Source organism: Nonlabens marinus S1-08, from assembly GCF_000831385.1.
In the GTDB taxonomy this organism is placed as follows: Bacteria; Bacteroidota; Bacteroidia; order Flavobacteriales; family Flavobacteriaceae; genus Nonlabens; species Nonlabens marinus.
The window spans coordinates 139,258-159,937 of record NZ_AP014548.1 but is presented as its reverse complement, the minus strand read 5'-3'; the positions used below and the strand labels follow the sequence as shown (position 1 = coordinate 159,937).

At 39.3% G+C, this 20,680-nt stretch carries 13 protein-coding genes; 10 read left to right on the top strand and 3 right to left on the bottom strand.

Features of this window, described 5'->3' with window-relative positions:
* Window positions 1-39: 39 nt before the first annotated feature.
* The 9 genes from NMS_RS00735 (at window position 40) to NMS_RS13350 (ending at window position 17,750) form a co-directional block, all read left to right on the top strand.
* On the top strand, window positions 40-3,207 hold the full coding sequence (locus tag NMS_RS00735; protein ID WP_041494900.1) for a glycoside hydrolase family 2 TIM barrel-domain containing protein: 3,168 nt from the start codon (window positions 40-42) through the stop codon (window positions 3,205-3,207).
* A 10-nt stretch (window positions 3,208-3,217) separates the two neighbouring features.
* Complete coding sequence (locus NMS_RS00730) at window positions 3,218-5,149, top strand: Ig-like domain-containing protein (protein ID WP_193789814.1); 1,932 nt, start codon at window positions 3,218-3,220, stop codon at window positions 5,147-5,149.
* A gap of 10 nt (window positions 5,150-5,159) precedes the next feature.
* Complete coding sequence (locus NMS_RS00725; protein ID WP_316931158.1) at window positions 5,160-6,011, top strand: glycoside hydrolase family 16 protein; 852 nt, start codon at window positions 5,160-5,162, stop codon at window positions 6,009-6,011.
* A 130-nt stretch (window positions 6,012-6,141) separates the two neighbouring features.
* On the top strand, window positions 6,142-9,603 hold the full coding sequence (locus tag NMS_RS00720; protein ID WP_041494898.1) for a hypothetical protein: 3,462 nt from the start codon (window positions 6,142-6,144) through the stop codon (window positions 9,601-9,603).
* A 70-nt stretch (window positions 9,604-9,673) separates the two neighbouring features.
* Window positions 9,674-10,957, top strand: coding sequence for a glycosyl hydrolase family 17 protein (locus NMS_RS00715; protein ID WP_041494897.1), 1,284 nt, complete (start codon window positions 9,674-9,676; stop codon window positions 10,955-10,957).
* Between the two features lie 43 nt (window positions 10,958-11,000).
* On the top strand, window positions 11,001-12,458 hold the full coding sequence (locus NMS_RS00710) for a glycoside hydrolase family 30 protein (RefSeq protein ID WP_394330692.1): 1,458 nt from the start codon (window positions 11,001-11,003) through the stop codon (window positions 12,456-12,458).
* An 11-nt stretch (window positions 12,459-12,469) separates the two neighbouring features.
* Window positions 12,470-14,809, top strand: a complete 2,340-nt coding sequence (locus tag NMS_RS00705; RefSeq protein WP_041494895.1) for an MFS transporter — start codon at window positions 12,470-12,472, stop codon at window positions 14,807-14,809.
* 1 nt (window position 14,810) lies between these two features.
* On the top strand, window positions 14,811-15,719 hold the full coding sequence (locus tag NMS_RS00700) for a glycoside hydrolase family 17 protein (protein ID WP_041494894.1): 909 nt from the start codon (window positions 14,811-14,813) through the stop codon (window positions 15,717-15,719).
* Between the two features lie 291 nt (window positions 15,720-16,010).
* Window positions 16,011-17,750 (top strand): T9SS type A sorting domain-containing protein, encoded by a 1,740-nt coding sequence (locus NMS_RS13350; RefSeq protein WP_052476621.1) that lies wholly within the window; start codon window positions 16,011-16,013, stop codon window positions 17,748-17,750.
* A 173-nt stretch (window positions 17,751-17,923) separates the two neighbouring features.
* Here the strand turns inward: NMS_RS13350 and NMS_RS00685 are convergent, their stop codons facing one another.
* Genes NMS_RS00685 through NMS_RS00675 form a run of 3 tightly spaced genes read right to left on the bottom strand, consistent with a single transcriptional unit; the run spans window position 17,924 to window position 19,909 of the window.
* Window positions 17,924-19,306 (bottom strand): FAD-binding oxidoreductase, encoded by a 1,383-nt coding sequence (locus tag NMS_RS00685; RefSeq protein ID WP_041494893.1) that lies wholly within the window; start codon window positions 19,304-19,306, stop codon window positions 17,924-17,926.
* Window positions 19,307-19,314: 8 nt separating this feature from the next.
* A complete protein-coding gene (locus NMS_RS00680) occupies window positions 19,315-19,656 on the bottom strand; it encodes a hypothetical protein (RefSeq protein WP_148311311.1) in 342 nt (113 codons plus the stop codon).
* 10 nt (window positions 19,657-19,666) lie between these two features.
* The gene (locus NMS_RS00675) at window positions 19,667-19,909 is read right to left on the bottom strand and encodes a hypothetical protein (protein ID WP_041494891.1); all 243 of its coding nucleotides are present in this window, start codon (window positions 19,907-19,909) and stop codon (window positions 19,667-19,669) included.
* A gap of 111 nt (window positions 19,910-20,020) precedes the next feature.
* On the opposite strand from NMS_RS00675, the gene NMS_RS00670 reads away from it, so the two are divergent.
* On the top strand, window positions 20,021-20,656 hold the full coding sequence (locus tag NMS_RS00670) for an SDR family oxidoreductase (RefSeq protein ID WP_041494890.1): 636 nt from the start codon (window positions 20,021-20,023) through the stop codon (window positions 20,654-20,656).
* The last annotated feature ends 24 nt before the right edge of the window (window positions 20,657-20,680 follow it).

Here is a 20,680-nt window from a genome sequence, read left to right as displayed (position 1 = left end):
CCGAAGTCGCTTTTATTTTTTACTAAACACCAGGTACGCATGAAGAATTATTATTTAAGTATCCTAATGGCATTTACCGTTACCATCGGTTTTTCACAGAGTCAAACAGTTTCTGTTACGGAAGATATGAATGGTCAAAAGCTGATGGTAGATGGCAAGCCATTTATCATTAATGGTATGAACTGGGATTATGTACCTATAGGTAAAAATTACTCTTATAACTTTTGGGCTCAGTCCGATGAGTTTATAAAATCGGCTTTAGATTCTGAGATGGGTCTACTCAAGAATATGGGAGTAAATACGATTCGTGTATATACCGGAATGCAGCCAAAATGGGTAGAGTTCATCTATGATAATTACGGTATTTATACCATGATCAATCATTCCTTCGGTCGTTATGGATTAACAATTAATGGAACATGGTTTCCTAATACGGAGTACGCTGACCCGGCAACTAGAAAACTATTGTTGCAAGAAGCAACGAGCTTGGTAAATGAGTTTAAAGACACTCGTGGACTTCTAGTGTTCATGCTAGGGAATGAAAATAATTACGGATTATCCTGGGGCGGTGCAGAGACTGAGGATATTCCGATCGAGACAGAAGGTACAGTTATCACAAGAGCCCGAGCTATGTACAAACTTTTCAATGATGCAGTCATTGAAATGAAAAAAATAGATGCCGCACACCCAATTGCGATTTGTAACGGTGATCTGCTTTACCTTGATCTTGTTGCAGAATATTGTACTGATATCGATATATATGCTACAAACATGTATCGAGGTGTTTCTTTTAGCGATGCTTTTGATCGTGTTAAAGATGAGTTAGGCAAGCCATTAATGTTTTCTGAATTTGGATCTGATGCTTTTAATGCTTTGGACAATAAAGAGGATCAAAAGATGCAGGCCTATTATATGTTTAACAATTGGAAAGAAATCTACCAGAACGCAGCTGGTTTAGGAAAAGCTCAAAACTCATTAGGTGGATTTACCTTTCAGTTTAGTGATGGATGGTGGAAAAGAGGACAAACCAAAGATTTGGACATCCACAATACAGAAGCTAGTTGGTTGAGTGGTGGTTATTCTAAGGATACTGATGGAAGTTCTAAAAATATGAATGAGGAATGGTTTGGGATTTGCGCCAAAGGATTCCCTAATGAGAGAGGTCTATATGATTTATATCCACGGGCAGCTTATTATACTTTGAAAGAAGTTCATCAACTAAACCCTTATGGCAGCGGTGTTGATGCCGCTTTTATGGAAAATTATTTTAACAGTATTAGTCTTATGGATGCTGTCTTGCGAGCACGTGGTGATGCTGCTGCTTTAGGCGGTGGCGGTAGTGGTTCTAAATTAGGTATTAGTAACTTGAGTGCTAGGTTCACCACCTTCAGTACAGGAGGTAGTTTGATAACCACTCCAGAAACCGCAGATCCAGATTCTAATGCCTTTCCAAATGAACTAGGCTTTGACCACATGCAGTCCTATTTTGTAGGAATAGAAGGGAAACCAGCTGCGAATGTGCGTGCTAATGTCAATTTTAATGTCATTGGTAAAGTAGCTCAAAATCCAATTGATGAAATCTTTTATGAAAATAGAGCAAGACCAGTGGTTTCTTTGGATCAAAATAATCAGAGGGTCATTGTGGATGATATTAATAGAGTTAACGTCTACGATGCAGAATTTGAATGGAATGCTAAAGATTTTGATTTACGTGGATTCTATAGAACAGGACATTACCATTGGGGTTATGAAGGTGATTTCTTTGGTCTTTATCCTGAAGCCAATTACGGTCCCAACTTAGATATCTATGGAGGTGAGATTTTAGGAGCGGAACTTGACGGTAAAGGAGCACTATCTGGTCTTAAAGCAGCTGTTGGGCCACAATTGTGGTGGGGTGCTAACCCAACAACTTTACTAAAATACAGCAAGAATCTATCTGGATGGGATGTCACTGGAATTTATCACAGAGATTTTGAAACTGAAATTAGGTTAGGTGATGACGGTCGTAGAGAATTGGACGCTAATCAATTGCGTAGTGGTATTATACCTCCATTCCCAACGGAAAGAGCTACTCTCGTGGTGGAGAGAGATTTTGGAAAATTCGGGTTTACCCTTGGTGGTATTTGGGCAGGATCGCCTAGAAATGGTCTTACTTATCAAGATGTAAGAGGTGAGCCCGGGAATTATACGGTGGTAGAAGACCGAATCAAATCAACAGATAACTGGGGCGCTAAAGCTAAAGTAACCTACCAGGGTGGAAAAGTCAATTGGTATGCTCAAGGTGGTGTAGCTGGATTAGTTGCTGGAGGAGGAGCTGATCAAACTCAAACATTTACAGGATGGAGGTTAAAGGATATAGGAAGCGGAAATATGTCTAACTTTCTTACCGGATTTACTTATTCGGTAGGGGATTGGCAAATCGCCCCTAATTTTTTGTGGCAAAAACCTTTAGTGGAGGCCATGCCTGACGGTATTGATGCTCCTGGAAGACTGAGAAATGTAATTGATGATCCATTTGCTGTTAGAGGTAACAGAGAAACGACGGCGGGAGAACTACTTTTGACTTTTGACCCTACACCAGGAACTTGGTTTTATGAATGGGATAATGATAGGTCTGAAGACGCAGCTTTTGCAATGAATGCAGGTTTTGTATACCGTCACTTACCTACACAACAGGATGCACACATTGGTTTTCAAGCAGACCGTACCTTTTTTGCATTCCCTAACTCAGTGCCTGCTGAAGACTTATGGGAAGCAAATGTGAGAATGGTATCTAAAATATCTCCAGAGCTTGCACTTATTGGAAACTTGTATTATGGTAAAGGTCAAGCAAATGGAGATAGTGAACGATTAATTTATCGTGGAGGTGGAGACTTGAGGTTAATTTATAAAAAGATGAAAATGATGGGGCACGTTAAGGTTAACGATTGGGGTCCTTTTGACTACCATAGAGATTTTAACCTGACATATCCCCTACAATTAATGTTAGACTTATCTACTTCCTTAGGTAAACCAGATTGGTTCATTTTACCTAGTACGGTAATGGGAATAAGAGGTACCTGGAGATCTATGAACCAATTTTCTCCTAGATACAGCCCTAATAATGCAGCAGAATTTGCCAATCAACCTACCATTAGTCCAGTTGGGTTCCCAAATGGATCTGAATGGGAGATAAGAACCTATGTTCACTTTAATATTGGAAAATAAAATGGCGATAATGAAAAATAAATATAAAATGAAGTGGATAAATATAGTTGTTTTTAGTCTAGCAATTCTGGCGTTAAGCAGCTGTGAGCGTGAGATATCTGATGACGCTGTTGAAGCTCTTTTCTCTAACAATCCAGATGTTTTTATTGATGGGTTTAGTGCAGGATTAGATTATTTCCCTTTTGGAGGTTCAAAGCTGGATGCCTTTACAGTGGATACTGAAACTGTTTTTGAGGGTTCCGCAGCAATGAGGTTTGATGTTCCTAATGTAGGGGATCCTGATGGAGCTTTCGCAGGCGCTATTTTTAGAGAGGAGAATGGAGGTCGCAATTTGACGGGCTATGATGCACTGACCTTTTACGCTAAAGCCACAACTCCAGGAACGATCAACGAAATAGGATTTGGACAAGACTTTGGTGAGAATAAATACCAAGTCGTTCGACCCAACCTTAGATTGACAACTGCCTGGAAAAAGTACATCATTCCAATTCCTGATCCATCTGTTTTAGTTCAAGAACGTGGTTTGTTTTGGTATGCTGAAGGACCTGAGGATGGTGATGGATACACGTTTTGGATTGATAATTTGCAATACGAAAAATTAGGTACGATTGCCCAGCCAAGAGCTTCTATTCTCAACGGACAAGATGTTTCTCAGCAAACATTTATAGGTGCCTCTACAAATCTCAATGGTCTCACCACGACCTTCAATACGGCTAATGGAGACGTAACCGTAGTTCCTGCACCAGCCTACTTTGATTTTGTGTCTTCTAACACAAGTGTGGCTACCGTGGACGAGACAGGGCAAGTGTCTATAATTGGTTCAGGAACCACTGTTATAACCGCTAGTCTCCAAGGCCAAAATGCGACGGGATCCCTTACGCTAGAGTCTTTAGGAGAATTTACACAGGCTCCAACACCTACTCGAGATCCAGCTAATGTTATTTCAATTTTCAGTGATGCCTATCCTAATGTTCCTGTTGATTACTACAATGGGTTTTTTAATGGCGATGGACAAACCACTCAAGGTGGTGCGCCGCCTATTGACATCAACGGGCAAGAAGTTATCAATTATACCAACTTGAATTTTGTTGGTATAGGTGCATTCATGGACGTGCAACCTATTAACGCCTCCCAGATGACCCACATACATGTGGATATTAATGTTCAAGAGGTGATACAAGCTGGAGATCAATTAACTCTTCAACTGCTGAATGGGGTTCAAACAGCAAATGAAATATCTGGTAGTAGAGTTATTAGTGGTGCAAACTTGAGAACCAACGAGTGGGTTGGGTTTGATATACCTTTAGGTGAGTTTACCGGATTATCAGCGAGAAATGCTATCGGATTACTATTCTTCATTTCTAATAATAACGCTAATGTTCCTACAATTTCTAACATTTATGTTGACAATATTTACTTTTATAAAGATGTAGTGGCTCCTTCGCCTAATGTAGATGACTCTGCTGCAACTCAAGTGGCACTACCAGTAGGTTTTGAATCTGCTACTTTAACCTATAGATTAAGCGGGTTTGAGGGAGCAGTTCCCTCGGTAGTAGATAATCCATCTCGCACAGGAATCAACCCTACAGCCAAAGTAGGACAGTCAATAAAAACTAACGGAGCTCAATTTTTTGCAGGAAATAGTCTTGAACTAGATGCTCCTGTCAACCTGTCTAACTCGAAGAAATTTAGAATGAAGGTGCGTTCTCCTAAAGCTGGTATTCCCATCCGAATTCAATTGGAAAACGCGGCCAACTCTTCTAGAATATTTCTGGATGCATCGACAACTGTAGCAAATGAATGGGAAGAACTGGAGTGGGACTTTACAGGAATGAATACGACACCCAGTTACGTGAGGGTAGTCATTTTCTTTGAATTTATTCCCAATCGAGCTGGAGATGGTAGCACCTACTATTTTGATGATTTAAAAATTTTAAATTAAAGAATTGAAAATGAAAAATATTTTGAAAAGGAACTGTTGTATCTCCATGTCTATAGGATTTCTGTTTTCTACTTTAGTCACAGCTACTTTTTTTGGCTGTTCAAATGACGAACAACAGGAAGTAACCACTTTAAACAAGTTGGTTTTGTCAGAAGAGTTCAACGTTGACGGCGCTCCTGATCCTAATTTATGGAGTTATGATTTGGGAGATGGCTCCGCACGTGGGCTAGTAGGTTGGGGTAATAATGAACTTCAAAGCTATACAGATAGACCTAGAAATGTCGTTGTGGAAGATGGAATGCTTAAGATTACGGCCTACCAAGAAAATTTCGAGAACTCTGGTTATACCTCCGCCAGAATATTGACTGAGGGGAAATTTCAAAAAAAATACGGCCGATTTGAAGCTAGAATGAAATTGCCTTGGGGTCAGGGAATCTGGCCGGCATTCTGGATGCTAGGTGATGATCAAAATGGAACACTAGTATGGCCGCAGTTAGGGGAAATTGACATTATGGAATACCGTGGTCAAAACCCTACCGTTGCTCTAGGAAGTGTGCATGGTCCAGGATATTCTGGAGGCGAGGCGGTTTCTAAATCTTACTCTTTAATCAATGATAGATTTGATACAGACTTCCACATTTTCGGTATAGAGTGGGGTCCAGATTATATCAATTATTACATTGACGATGTGCTGTACAACCAGATTACTCCAGCAGATGTTAATGGAGAATGGGTATTCAACAACAATGAATTTTACATGCTCATTAACCTTGCAGTAGGTGGTTCTTTCGTGGGAGCGCCTAATCAGAACACCGTTTTTCCACAAACGCTCTTAGTGGATTACGTGCGGGTGTATGAATAACACACAGACCATAATGTAGATCGAATGGATGGTAATGGCGCTTTCGCGAAAGCGTAATTACCATTTTAAAACAATCACACAGTAGTAATTATTTATTTTAAAACGAGTGCAGAGTAACCTAATCAAAGAAATGGCCAAACAAAATACATATTTAGGAGATCAAAAAGCGACCTACAAACAAGAGGAAGTAAAGGGAGAGCTCGTTGATTTTCAAAATGAGAAGTACTATAAAATCAGCAATCACGATGGGATGCGTCCCTTCTTTATGAGCATTGTAAGTGATTCCAATCACTGGATGTTCATATCTAGTAATGGAGGCCTTACTGCTGGCCGTAAGAATAGCGACGCTGCTCTATTTCCTTATTACACAGATGACAAGATCACAGAGTCTAATGACATCACGGGTAGCAAAACGATTGTACGAGTACATCAAAAGGATCGTGATCTTCTTTGGGAACCTTTTTCTAACAGATACACTGGTGTTTATAAAATCACCCGCAACCTGTATAAAAATGTATACGGGAACAAGCTGGTATTTGAAGAGATCAATGAAGACCTGAATCTTACCTACAGATACCATTGGAATTCCAGTGACACCTATGGTTTTGTAAAGAAAGCAGAGTTGATCAACCATAATGCTGGGGAGGTTGAGGTAACTGTTCTTGATGGCTTGCAAAATATTTTACCTGCGACCGTGGGTGAAGATTTGCAAAAAGCTTCTAGTAATCTAGTAGATGCTTACAAAAGAACAGAACTCAAAGAAGAAACAGGAATAGGTATCATTGCTTTAAGTGCAGTGATTGTGGATAAAGCAGAACCAAGTGAGGCGCTTAAGGCAAATGTTGTCTGGTCGTTAGGATTAGAAAACCCTACATATTTGATTTCTAGCAGGCAGTTAGAGGATTTTAGAAGAGGATTGGAAATCCATCCAGAAACAGACGTCAAGGCAGAAAAAGGAGCTTACTTCACAGTTTCTAAAATCAAGGTAGGAGCGAAAAGCTCTAAAGAATGGTATTTCTTGGCTGATGTAAATCAGAATATTGTCACCATCAACGCCATTTCAGATCAGATCAAGGCAGACAAGAACCTGATTGAAAAAATTAAAGCTGATATAGAACTTGGATCCCAAAAACTAGTGAATCTCATCGCTGCATCGGACGGTTTACAACTAACTGCAGATCCACTAACTAATAACCGCCACTTTGCAAACACGATGTTCAACATCATGCGAGGTGGAATTTTTGATAACAATTACGTTATTGAAAAAGAAGATTTTTTAGAATATTTAGAAGCAGCAAACAAGGAGGTGTTCGAAAACACGAAGCATTTGTTGAGCAACCTTTCCGCTGACTTCGATCAAAGTGAATTATCCAATATTGCTCATTCAACTGATAATGCTGATTTCAAAAGGCTGGTTATAGAATACCTTCCTTTAAAATTTAGTAGAAGGCATGGAGATCCTAGCCGCCCATGGAACAAGTTTTCTATCAACACCCGCAGTGAAGTAGATGGTTCTAAAATTCTTGACTATGAAGGAAATTGGCGCGACATTTTCCAAAACTGGGAAGCCTTGGCTCATTCCTATCCTGAGTTTATCGATGGGATGATCCATAAATTCTTAAATGCTACCACCTTTGATGGTTACAATCCTTACCGGGTTACAAAAGGCGGGTTTGATTGGGAAGTTATTGAAGAAGATGATCCATGGTCTTACATAGGATACTGGGGCGATCACCAGATCATCTATTTACTGAAATTCCTAGAATTTATACAAGATTATTACCCGGGTAAACTAGATAGTTTTTTAAATGAGGACTTGTTTGTGTATGCAAACGTTCCTTATAAAATCAAAGAATATGCAGATATCCTAGAAAATCCTAAGGACACCATTGATTTCGATTATGCGCTACAAGAAACTATTGAAGAGCGACGTGAGGAAATAGGTGCAGATGGTGCTTTATTACAAACAAGCTCTGGATCTATTTACAGAGTGAATCTAGTAGAAAAATTATTGGCTACTCTTTTGGCTAAAGTTTCCAACTTCATTCCAGAAGCAGGAATCTGGCTCAACACACAACGTCCAGAATGGAATGACGCTAACAATGCGCTAGTAGGAAACGGTGTTTCTATGGTAACCCTATATTACTTAAGGCGCTTCCTTAATTATTTTGAAGGCTTTATCAAAAATGCTGATTTTGAATCATCTCTTGTTTCAAAAGAGTTAGGAGCCTTTTATGAAGCAGTACTTAAAACTTTGAAAGACCATCAAGCACTGCTTGATGGTAAGATAAATGACACTCAGCGTAGAGCTATCCTTGATGGTGTATCTCAACCAGCAAGTGACTATAGAGTCGGCATTTATAAATCCAACTTTTCAGGAGAAAAGAAAGAACTATCTAAAAGCAGCTTACTAGAATTTATTCAAGTGACCCTCAAATATCTGGATCAGAGTATCGATGCTAACAAGCGCGCAGATGGTATGTATCATGCCTACAACTTGATGACAATAACGGATAATGGAGATGTAAGTATTTCCTATTTATCAGAAATGTTAGAAGGTCAGGTAGCAGTATTAAGTTCTGGTTATGTGAGTTCAAAGCAAGCTTTAGAGGTAATGGATGGATTGAAATCCAGTGCATTATTTAGGGAGGATCAATACAGCTACATCCTCTATCCTAATAAAGATTTACCAGGTTTTGAAGAAAAAAACATCCTTCCTAAGGAACTGGTAGCCAAATCAAAGTTGTTCCAAAAACTTCTAAAAGAAGGTAATGAAAAAGTGATCGTTCAAGATTCTACTGGAGCATATCACTTCAACGCAAGCTTCAATAATGCTAACAGTCTTAAAAAGGCTTTGAAACAATTGGCTCAAGGAGAATATGCGGCATTAGTGTCTGCAGAGCAAAAGCAATTGGAACAAACCTTTGAAACTGTTTTCAACCACAAAGCATTCACTGGGCGATCAGGAACATTCTTCGGCTATGAAGGCTTAGGTTCTATTTACTGGCACATGGTTTCCAAGTTGTTATTAGCTGTTCAGGAATGCTGCATCAAAGCAGTAAATGAGGGAGCTAGTGACGCGGTCATCGGTAAGATGTTAGATCACTATTATGAAATTCAGGCAGGTATAGGGGCGCACAAATCGCCAAAATTATACGGTGCCATACCTACAGATCCGTATTCGCACACGCCAGCAACAAAAGGCGCTCAGCAGCCAGGAATGACAGGCCAAGTGAAGGAAGATATCTTAAGTCGTTTCGGTGAACTGGGTATTGTTGTGGAAGGTGGTATTCTTTGTTTTAAACCTAGTTTATTGCGCAATCAAGAGTTCCTAAAAAACTCTCAAGAATTTGAGTACATCGACCTTAATAACCATAAACAGAGTATTTCCTTGAATGCAGGATCACTTGCATTCACTTATTGCCAGGTTCCGGTGGTTTATACGTTGAGCGACAAGAGAGGCGTTCAGGTGACTTACATGGATGGAAGTGAAAAGAAACTTGAGGAGTCGTGTCTAGATAAAACGACCAGCCATCAGCTGTTTAAACGCACTCAAGAGGTCAAATATCTAGAAGTTTATATTAATAAATAATCCAATGAGATGGGTAAATGAGTTCGCTTTCGCGAAAGCGAACTAAAAACACCACCTTTTTTAAACCGGTATGAGAATCAAAATCACATCATTAACCACTTTGCTGTTACTTGTAGTAATGGCCTGTAAAGATGTGAAAGAGCCGGAACAACCAGCAACTGAGAATACGTTAATGACAGCAAGTGCGATCTTATCAAATTCCGATTATCAAGCCATATCCTACGGTGGATATCGAGATACTACTAGAAATGTGCAACCCACCATAGCTCAAATTAAGGAGGATATGAGAATTCTAGCGGCTATGGGTATCAAAATATTGCGTACTTATAATATGCAACTACCCATGGCTACAAACGTGGTAAAGGCAATTGACGAGCTCAAAGAAGAACAGCCTGGTTTTGAAATGTACGTGATGCTGGGCGCCTGGATTGATTGTAAAAATGCGTGGACTGGAAAGGAGCCAGATCATATGGTTGAAAGTGAGCAAAATGCGGCAGAAATTGACAGAGCAGTTGCACTTACCAAAGAGTATCCAGATATCATCAAAATTATTGCAGTAGGCAATGAAGCTATGGTAAAATGGGCGACCAGTTACTATGTGCAACCTGAGGTCATTTTGAAATGGGTAAATCACCTTCAAGGTTTGAAAAAAGAAGGAACTCTTCCTGAAGACTTATGGATCACGAGTTCAGACAACTTTGCGTCCTGGGGTGGTGGAGAAGGTATTTATCATACGGAGGAATTAAACGAATTGATAAAAGCCGTAGACTATTTGTCTGTACACACCTACCCAATGCACGATACCCATTACAATCCGGTGTTCTGGGGTATTTCACCTAAAGGTATTGCCTTAAACAAAGAACAGAAAATAGATCGATTGATGACACGATCCTTTAATTATGCGGTCGACCAATACAATAGAGTACATAAATATATGACCTCTATAGGTGTAGATAAACCTATCCATATAGGGGAAACCGGATGGGCAAGCTATGCCAGTGACTTGTACGGAGATGACGGCTCTAAAGCTGCAGATCAATTCAAAGCAGGCACCTATTATAAATTAATGCGAGAATGGAGCCGTAAGAACAAGGTGGCCTGTTTTTATTTTGAAGCATTTGATGAGCAATGGAAAGACGCAGCAAACCCATTGGGATCTGAAAATCATTTTGGACTTTTTGCACTAGATGGTGAGGCTAAATATGCGGTTTGGGATCTTGTAGATAGCAATGCTTTTGAAGGATTAACAAGAGATGGTAACTCTATTGTCAAAAGCTATGATGGTAATAAAAAACAATTGTTGGATCATGTAAAAGTCCCACCATTGAAATTAAATTTAAAAGGATATGAATAAATGGAAATCCATTTTATTACCAGTCTTAATAATTAGTGCACTGATGAGTTGTAAGGATCAAAAGGAAACTGGAAATGTTTTGAGTGTAGAGGTTTACGAGACATCTGCTGATGGGAATAACTTGACTAAAGTAGAGCCATTTCAAGTGAGTGATAGCGCTACAGTGATTACTATTAATGAGAACAAAACCTTTCAAACCATTACAGGTTTTGGTGGAGCGTTTACAGAATCTTCTGCTTATTTACTCAATCGTTTGAGTGAAAAAAATAGAGATACGATTATCAATGCATACTTTTCAAGAGAGGGTGCAAATTACTCATTAACACGTACGCACATGAACAGTTGCGACTTTTCCTTGTCACAATATTCTTATTCTCCGGTGGCAGGTGACATGAATTTAGATCACTTTACCATTGAAGCAGATCAGCCAGATTTGATCCCGATGATCAAAGACGCCATGGCAGCGTCTGAAAATGGTTTTAAAATATTTGCATCACCATGGACCGCAGCGCCGTGGATGAAAGATAATAACGAGTGGGTAGGTGGAAGTTTGTTACCTAAATACTATGATACTTGGGCCCTTTTCTTTTCTAAATACATCGATGCTTATAAAGCAGAAGGCATTCCTATATGGGGTTTTACAGTAGAAAATGAGCCTCATGGAAATGGGAATAACTGGGAAAGCATGCACTTCACACCTAGAGAGATGACAGACTTTGTGCAGTTTCATTTGGGGCCAAAATTAGAAGCAGACGGCCATGGAGATAAAATCATTCTAGGTTACGATCAGAATAGAGCCGGGCTTAGAGAATGGGTAGACGTAATGTATGAAAACGAAGCAACCTCTAAGTACTTTGATGGAACTGCCATCCACTGGTATGAAAGTACCTATGAAGTGTTTCCAGAAGAATTGCAATACGCTCACAATAAGGCGCCAGATAAATACCTTATAGAAACGGAAGGTTGCGTGGATTCTGAAGTGCCAGCATGGAAAGATGACAAATGGTATTGGTCCAAAGAAGCAACTGATTGGGGCTGGGATTGGGCTGCTGAAGATCAGAAATATCTACATCCCAAGTACGCGCCAGTAAATCGTTATGCAAGAGATATTATAGGCTGCCTAAACAATTGGGTAGATGGCTGGGTGGACTGGAACATGGTATTGGACAAGCAAGGTGGACCTAACTGGTTTGAGAACTGGTGCGCTGCACCCGTAATCGTGGATCCGGATAAAGATGAGGTTTACTTTACGCCACTTTATTATACCATGGCTCATTTTAGCAAATTTATACGTCCTGGTGCTCAGGTTATTGGAGTAGATAACCCAGATAAAGATTTAATGGTCACGGCCGCAAAGAACCCAGACGGGTCTATAGCATTCGTTATTTTTAATGAAGGGATGGAAAATAAAAATTACACAGTTCGCTTTCGCGAAAGCGAAATAAGCATCAACCTAGGTGCGCAAAGTCTTCAAACCGTACTAATACCAGTAACTAACTAAAACCCATTCATATGTCTAGTGCTAAGAGTAAGGTTCATTTTGGTCAGAAGGTTGCTTTTGGTTTAGGAATGTTAGCAAACCAAATGTTTCCTGCTGCACTGGGAATATTTATGGTTGTACTGGTTCAAAATTTAGGATTTCCTACCTGGATGTGGGGTATTTTATTCTTTCTGCCACGAGTGTTTGATTCCATAACTGATCCTATTATGGGCTTTATATCAGATAACACAAGATCTGTATGGGGTAGAAGGAGACAATATGTTTTTATAGGTGCTATTGTGATGGGAGTCTCATTTGCCTTGATGTGGCAACTGTATGAGGTAGACAGCCTGAGCTACAACTTTACCTATTTTCTTTTTTGGTCGCTCGTTTTTTATCTAGGGCTTACCATATTCAGCGTGCCATACGTAGCGATGGGGTACGAAATGAGTGATGATTTTCATGAGCGCACTGATATTATGGCAGTTGCGCAATGGATAGGTCAATGGGCTTGGGTAATTGCGCCATGGTTTTGGGTAATTATGTATGATCCAGAGTGGTTTGAAAATGGAGCAGTAGCGACTCGAACCATAGCCATTTGGGTAGCTGTGGTATGTGCAATACTTGCTATGGTTCCTGCATTCTTTGTAAAGAGTAGGTCTACGAAGGATGACGAAAGCTTAACCCCATTGACATTGAAAACAATTGGGGGTAGCTTAAAGCAAATCATTGAAAACTTCAAAGAAGCTTTTAAAATTGACGATTTTAAAAGGCTTTGTTATTCTACCTTTTTAATATTCAATGCCTTCAATACTGTTGCAGGTTTTTCATTTTTTATTGTTGTCTATTACCTATTTGCTGGCGATGCAAACGCCGCTGGCATCTGGCCCACTTTGTTAGGGAGTATTGGAGCTCTAGTTACTACATTTTTAGTTATACCTATAGTGGCAAGAATGTCAAAAACACTAGGGAAAAAGAAAGCCTTTCTATGGTCTCAAGGTATATCTGTGGTAGGGTATATAATGTTGTGGTTCTTATTTATTCCTGGCAAGCCCTACATGTTTTTGTTTGCATTACCATTCTTCTCTTTTGGTATAGGTAGTTTGTTCACGTTGATGATGTCAATGACTTCAGATGTTATTGATGTGGATGAATTGAATACAGGTAAAAGACGAGAAGGAGTATTTGGAGCAATTTATTGGTGGATGGTAAAGTTTGGTTTTGCCATCGCAGGACTTTTGACAGGTGGGATAATGTTCGTTGTTGGGTTTGTTCCAGATGCAGTAAATACCGAAGCATCCATAACCGGAATTAGATTATTTTATTCAGGCTTACCCATTTTAGGAACCCTAGGTGCTATGTACATCATGCGCAACTATGACTTAACTGAAAAGAAAGCAGAGCTCATTAGTGCCCAGTTGGCACAACGCAAACGAGATAAATTGAAACCAGTAAGTTCTTCTTTTTACGCTCTGAACAAACTGGAGACATTAGTGTCTTTAAATGCAACTGGGACTTATCCAACTGACGTGAATCCAAACATATCAGAATCAGAAGTACAAATCCAATTTAGATCTCATCTAAATGCAGGGGTGTATGGTATTTGTTTTAGCCCTTACAAAGAGAGGCAAAACGTAGGAGATCAATTAACAGGCACTCAAATTGATGAACGCATGGAAATCATTGCGCCTTACACACAATGGGTTCGATCATTTTCTTGTACGGAAGGGAACGAGCTCATACCTGTTTCGGCAAAGTCTAAGGGGCTTAAAAGTGTTGCTGGTGCATGGATAAGTAATGATAAAAATAGAAATGAGCTAGAGATTCAAGGACTGATCAGTCAAGCTAAAAAAGGAATGGTTGATATTGCTGTGGTAGGGAATGAAGTTCTTTTGAGAGGAGAACTATCACTTGATGAAATCCTAGGTTATATTCAAAGAGTGAAAGATGAGGTTCCGAATGTACAAGTGGCGTATGTTGACGCATACTATCAGTTTGTACAACATCCACAATTAATCGACGAATGTGATGTGATATTGGCAAATTGCTACCCATTCTGGGAAGGCTGTGACATTGATAGAGCAACCGCTTACCTAGACCAGATGCACCAAATGGTAGCGGAAGTTTCTAATGGTAAACCGGTCCTGGTTGCAGAAACAGGATGGCCCAATCTAGGGGAAATAAACCAAAACGCAGTACCTTCAAAAGTAAACGCCATGAAATACTTCGTAAACGTTATGAATTGGTCAAAAGATAAAGGAGTTAATACGTTCTACTTCTCTTCTTTTGATGAGTCGTGGAAAATACGTCAAGAAGGCGAAGTAGGTGCTCGCTGGGGAATATGGGATAAAAACGAAAATTTAAAATACTAACATGTCATATAGAGGAGAACATTTTTTAAAAGCAAACAGGGTAAAATTTGCTCAGTCTGAAGGGATCGATACTTCAACTCTCAGCGACGCCGATCTCCAGAAGTTATGGCGTGAAACGCTTGACGGTGGTATGCATGGTATTTGCTTCAGCATGTATGAAGACGGACAAGAGCCAGGAGATCACATTACCAAAGAACAAGTAGAACGCCGCATTAAGACATTGAACAAGTACTCCAGTTGGGTGCGTTCCTTCTCGTGTATTGAGGGAAATGAATTTGTCCCTCAAATAGCGCATAAGTATGGGATGAAAACCTTAGTTGGCGCATGGTTGAGCGACGACCTTGAAAAAAATGAATTAGAAATAGAAGCGCTAATTGATCTTGCGCAGAAAGGTTTTGTCGACATAGCTGCAGTAGGGAATGAGGTATTGTATCGTAATGATCTTTCATTAGAACAACTTCTAGGATACATGAAGAGAGTCAGGGAAGCACTTCCTAAGATTCCCGTTGGATACGTAGATGCCTATTATGAATTTGTAGTTCATCCAGAGTTAGTCCAAAATTCTGATGTGATACTTACTAATTGCTATCCTTACTGGGAAGGAACTGAAATTCAATATGCATTAGGGCACATGAATGATATGTTTCATCAAGTTATGAATGTTTGTGACGGTAAGCGAGTGATTGTGACAGAAACCGGATGGCCCAGTCAAGGGGAGAGCCTTCGCGATGCACATCCATCAAGCACGAATGCAATGAAGTATTTTGTTGACACCCAGCACTGGTCTAAAAGAAATGATATTGATGTATTTTACTTTTCTTCTTTTGATGAATCCTGGAAAAAAGGAGATGAAGGTGAAGTAGGTGCGTATTGGGGACTGTGGGATAAGGACGAGAAATTAAAGTTCTAATTACGCGTAACGGTTTTTCAACGGAATAACTCAAACGTTGGAGTTGAGGTGTTTCAATTTATCTCTAATACAACATTAGTACAACATTCGATAAGAAATCGCAATAGTATTTTTAAAATCCTATTTAAAAAATATTTTAATACGCTGATTTAAAGTATTTTGAGATAAAACGCTTATCTTAACTAGAATTATTTTGTGTGTATGTCATTTGTAAAGGTGCTATCTGGGCAATAAATAACACCTTCCCTTATATTTAAAAGAATTAAACCGTATTAATTTAAATAAACAACTATGAAAAAAATTACTTTTTTGATGTTCCTATTTTTAGGAGCTGCCTTGGTACAAGCGCAGACGAATTTAGTTACCAATGGTGACTTTGAGGCTGCGACCATAGATCCTTGGTTTGGAAACGCTGCAAATAAGCAAACTGAAGGAGGTAATAGCTTCAATTTTGCTAATGTCGAAACAGCAGGAAATGCTTTTGATGTCAATTTAAGTCAAGAGTTAGAAATAGTTCAGAATAGAACCTACACCCTTACTTTTGAAGCTTCCTCGGATCGGGAACGTTCAATGCTTGCTGGTATAGGCCTCAATGGACCTCCATTTGACGCAGATGTTAAAACGGTTAACCTCACAACAACAACTCAAACATTCACGTTAACGTTAAGTTCTGCCACTTTTGGAAGCCCTCAAAGCCGCGTCATTTTTGATATGGGAGCAGATACGGGTACTGTTGTGATAGACAATGTTGTTTTAATTGATGAAACGGGAGATTCCGGTGGAGCTGGTGCTGAACTAGTTGTTAATGGTGACTTTGAAGCTGCGACTATAGATCCTTGGTTTGGAAACGCTGCAAATAAACAAACTGAAGGAAACAATAGCTTTAATTTTGCTAACGTGGAGCAAGCAGGAGATGCTTTTGCGGTGAATCTTAGTCAAGTACTTACTATTGAACAAGGCGAAACTTACACTATGATCTTCGATGCATCATCAGATCGCAATCGGACCATTCTTGCTGGTATAGGTCTCAATGAAGCACCTTTTGATGCTACGGTTGAATCAGTTGCATTAACTACTGAGAATCAAACATTCACACTGGTTTTGACTGCTACCAATTTTGGAGGAGCTAATAGCCGTGTAATTTTTGATATGGGTGCTGAAGTAGGTGTTGTAGTTCTAGATAATGTATCCTTAGTCAAAAACGCAGGCGGCGGCGGAGGTGGTAATACTGATGCTGTTCCAACAGTATCTGCACCAACTCCTCCTGCTAGAAATTCACAAGACTATTTTTCAGTTTATAGTGATGCTTATGCAGATCAAGAAGGTGTTGTTTTTGGAGCATTTGGAGTAGGAAGTCAAGATTTTGAGACGGTTATTATTGATGGGGATAATTTTATTAAAGCAACTTTGAATCAACCGGCTTCTCAATTCTTATTTGCAGATTGGGGTACTACAGTGAATACTTCTGACAAAACGATGTTTCACTTTGACTATTGGACCGACACTAGCTTAAGAACAGGGTTGATAGTGAATCCTAAGTTCTCCAATCACGTGGGTAATGATGGAGAAACGTCTGCATTTGAATTAAATAATCCAGCAAATACATTTGGAGAATGGGTGTCTATTGATATTCCAATTTCAACCATGAATTCTATTGATGCGCCTAATCAACGTAGAGATGCATTAAGACAGTTTGTCCTAACTGTTGCAGGAGCTGACAATGGATCGAGAGTCGTTTATTTAGATAATATCTATTTATACAAAGCTTCCACTGCTAGCGTGGATGAGGTTGATGGATCAATGTTTAAAGTGTATCCTAATCCAGCTCAAAATGTTTGGAACATAGAATCTTTAAGCTCTCCTATTAGCTCGGTAGCTGTTTATGATGTTACAGGAAAGTTAGTGATAGAGCATAATGAAGCTGCAGTTTCCGCAACTATTGATGCGTCAGGACTTTCACAAGGTTTATACATTGCTAAAATTTCTTCAACTGATGGAGAAGTTCGCAGTATAAAGTTGACTAAGGAATAGAGCTTCTATTTTAAATAATGAAAGGGTTGTATTTTACTAGACAACCCTTTTTTTATGCTTCGTATTCATTAATCCTGTCTGGGGTTCTGAATAGCTTGATGAAGCCTTTGAATTCTAGAGAGAGATTTTATGGTGTCAATTTTCGCTTTCGCGAAAGCGAACTTAATGAGGTCTTAATCAATAATCCTCCCAGGATTAAGTATTCCTTTTGGGTCCATGGCCGTTTTAAGCGTCTTCATCAATTGAATTTCTTCAAACGTTCGGCTTATTTTTAAATAAGGTTTCTTATGCAGGCCTATACCATGTTCTGCACTTACAGATCCACCTATGGATTTCAAATCAGAATAGATGATATCGTTGATTGCAAGCCTCAATTCATCTTCTGTATTTTCCTTACCTACCATGAAATGGATGTTCCCATCAGCCACGTGACCGAAGGCATACACCTGCTCTACACCTTTTAGAGTTTTCAGTTTTTCATAGCAATCTGCTATGTACGGCCCTATTAGAGGAATAGGCAAGCTGATATCAAAATGCTGATCGTGAGTCATGGAATCAGTCAAATTATTGACGTCTTCTCTTATTCTGAAAAACCATTCTACATCACTGGGCGACTGCGCCATAACAGCATCTAGAACCATTTCCTTTTCTACAACAATTTCTAGCAGGTTTTGAAACTCTAATTGATCCTGTTGTAGTTGACTACCTAAAGATTCTATCAATATGTAAAACTCATAGTTGTAGGGTAGTGGTGGTCGCACGGCATCGCTAGTAGCGGTCATTTGCTCATAGCTATTTCGCCAGATCAATTCAAAGCCACTTAATTTGCCAGCAAGTCCTTGATCAAAATATTTAAGCAATCGCATCACGCTATCATAATCATTCACAGCAAGAAAAGCAGCATTCCTGCTGCTAGGTGCTTCTTCTAATTTCAATATAGCTTTAGTGACGATTCCCAGGGTGCCTTCTGATCCTATAAATAATTGTTTAAGATCATAACCAGAATTGTCCTTGATAATCTTTTTCATAGAACTGATCACCGTTCCGTTAGCAAGTACTGCTTCTAGTCCTAGAACGAGTTGCCGGGTCATACCGTATTTCAAAACTCGCAAACCTCCAGCATTTGAAGATATAATTCCACCTATTTGAGCAGATCCTCTCGCCCCAAAATTCAATGGAAACAACAAACCTTGTGCATCGACAGCTTCATGTAGGTGTTCTAGAATCACTCCTGATTGCACCGTAACGCAGCGGCTTTCTGAATCTATCTCCTCAATTGTATTCATTCGCTCGAGAGATAGTACGACTTCGTCACCACTCGTTTCTGTGCCGCCTACAAGGTTTGTCAAACCACCATGAACTACGACCTTGATATCATTAGAATTGCAGATCTTCAAGATTTTGCTAACTTCTTCTGTAGTTTTTGGTAAAACAAGACACATGGCTCTCAATGGTTGATCCATGGTCCAAATGTGAGTGTACCTTTCCTTTAGGGAGTCACCTGTTAGTACTCTATGCTCAGGTAAGAATTCTTTGAGTTGTTCAATGAATTTCATTGGTGAAATTATGGGAATAGTTTTTTAAGCATGGCAAGAATGCCTTCTTCCATAGCAGAATGCTCTTCATTGAACTCGAACATTTTGCGTACTTCTGTCAACACGAGGTCTTGGTCTAGTAAGGTTAATTCATGATGTCTAGCGTAGGCTTCAATTTTATGCAGCGCCTCAATATCACTATCCTTTTTTATCTCTTTTTGAATCGATTGATAATTTGAAAAAGAACAATAATCGCGAATCATTCTTCTTTCTTCAACACTATGATCCACATCAATTCGAGCAGCATAGCTCATCACGTAAGCGATGAATTCCTCTCGATTCCATTTTAAATATGCTTCACTTGAGTTCATAGGTTTTTGATTATGATTTTTCTTGCCACAGCTGAGCACGATGAGGTTTTAAATCATCTCTCATTTGGGGCATGTCTTTCTCTTTTACAGCTGTAAAACAAATATGATGAACGCCATTCATATGTTCTACACCACTAGCTACCACTTCTACTTTATGCTCTTTGATATATTCCCTTAAATGGGTCAAATGATGTTGCGCGGTCAATTCCGCATCAGGACCTTTAATATCCCATATCAGTTTAAGTGTTCTCATTTTCTAAAAATACGGTAGTCTTTCGGCTTTGAAGAATCTTATCCATTATAAACTGTTGTTAAACAACAAATACTTCACAGTTAGAGCTACTGGTGATTGTAATTTAGAAAAATGGAAAATGTATTAGTAGCAGGCGCCACTGGCACCACAGGAAAAATGATAGTAGACCTTTTAAAAGAATCTCAATATTTTGAGCCTGTTGCCATGGTTCGAACGGAAGATCAAAAGGCTCAATTTGAAAGCAGAAACATTAAAACAGTACTAGCAGATCTTGAAGAAGACGTAACTAGTGCTTTTAATAATATAGATAAAGTAGTTTTTGCTGCTGGTTCTGGAGGTAAAAAAGTAGTTGAGGTCGACCAAAATGGAGCAAAGAAAATGATCGACGCCGCTAGCAATAATAACGTCAATAAGTTTGTGATGTTGAGTTCTCGCGGTGCTGACGCTCCAGATAAGGCAGACGATCTTAAAGATTATCTATGGGCAAAACATAATGCCGATGAACACTTGAAAAAAAGCCAACTCAATTACACGATTGTACGTCCAGGAGCTTTAAATAATGAAAAGGCAACTGATCACATTATTATCACTAAGAAGCTGGAGCAAGATGGTGAGGTATCAAGAGCTGATGTGGCGCAAGTGTTGACAAGGGTTTTGCACGATGATACAGCAAATAAAACAATTTTTGAAATGCTGCAGGGCGATACCTTAATTGGTAAAGCCTTAGAAAATACAGATCATTTATAAGAGTCAGATTATAAATTAAATCAT

Bases quoted from the DNA above. Each gene is read 5' to 3' on its own strand.
- NMS_RS00735 (WP_041494900.1), top strand. From the start codon at position 40: ATGAAGAATTATTATTTAAGTATCCTAATGGCATTTACCGTTACCATC.
- NMS_RS00730 (WP_193789814.1), top strand. From the start codon at position 3,218: ATGAAAAATAAATATAAAATGAAGTGGATAAATATAGTTGTTTTTAGT.
- NMS_RS00725 (WP_316931158.1), top strand. From the start codon at position 5,160: ATGAAAAATATTTTGAAAAGGAACTGTTGTATCTCCATGTCTATAGGA.
- NMS_RS00720 (WP_041494898.1), top strand. From the start codon at position 6,142: ATGGCCAAACAAAATACATATTTAGGAGATCAAAAAGCGACCTACAAA.
- NMS_RS00715 (WP_041494897.1), top strand. From the start codon at position 9,674: ATGAGAATCAAAATCACATCATTAACCACTTTGCTGTTACTTGTAGTA.
- NMS_RS00710 (WP_394330692.1), top strand. From the start codon at position 11,001: ATGAGTTGTAAGGATCAAAAGGAAACTGGAAATGTTTTGAGTGTAGAG.
- NMS_RS00705 (WP_041494895.1), top strand. From the start codon at position 12,470: ATGTCTAGTGCTAAGAGTAAGGTTCATTTTGGTCAGAAGGTTGCTTTT.
- NMS_RS00700 (WP_041494894.1), top strand. From the start codon at position 14,811: ATGTCATATAGAGGAGAACATTTTTTAAAAGCAAACAGGGTAAAATTT.
- NMS_RS13350 (WP_052476621.1), top strand. From the start codon at position 16,011: ATGAAAAAAATTACTTTTTTGATGTTCCTATTTTTAGGAGCTGCCTTG.
- NMS_RS00685 (WP_041494893.1), bottom strand. From the start codon at position 19,306: ATGAAATTCATTGAACAACTCAAAGAATTCTTACCTGAGCATAGAGTA.
- NMS_RS00680 (WP_148311311.1), bottom strand. From the start codon at position 19,656: ATGAACTCAAGTGAAGCATATTTAAAATGGAATCGAGAGGAATTCATC.
- NMS_RS00675 (WP_041494891.1), bottom strand. From the start codon at position 19,909: ATGAGAACACTTAAACTGATATGGGATATTAAAGGTCCTGATGCGGAA.
- NMS_RS00670 (WP_041494890.1), top strand. From the start codon at position 20,021: ATGGAAAATGTATTAGTAGCAGGCGCCACTGGCACCACAGGAAAAATG.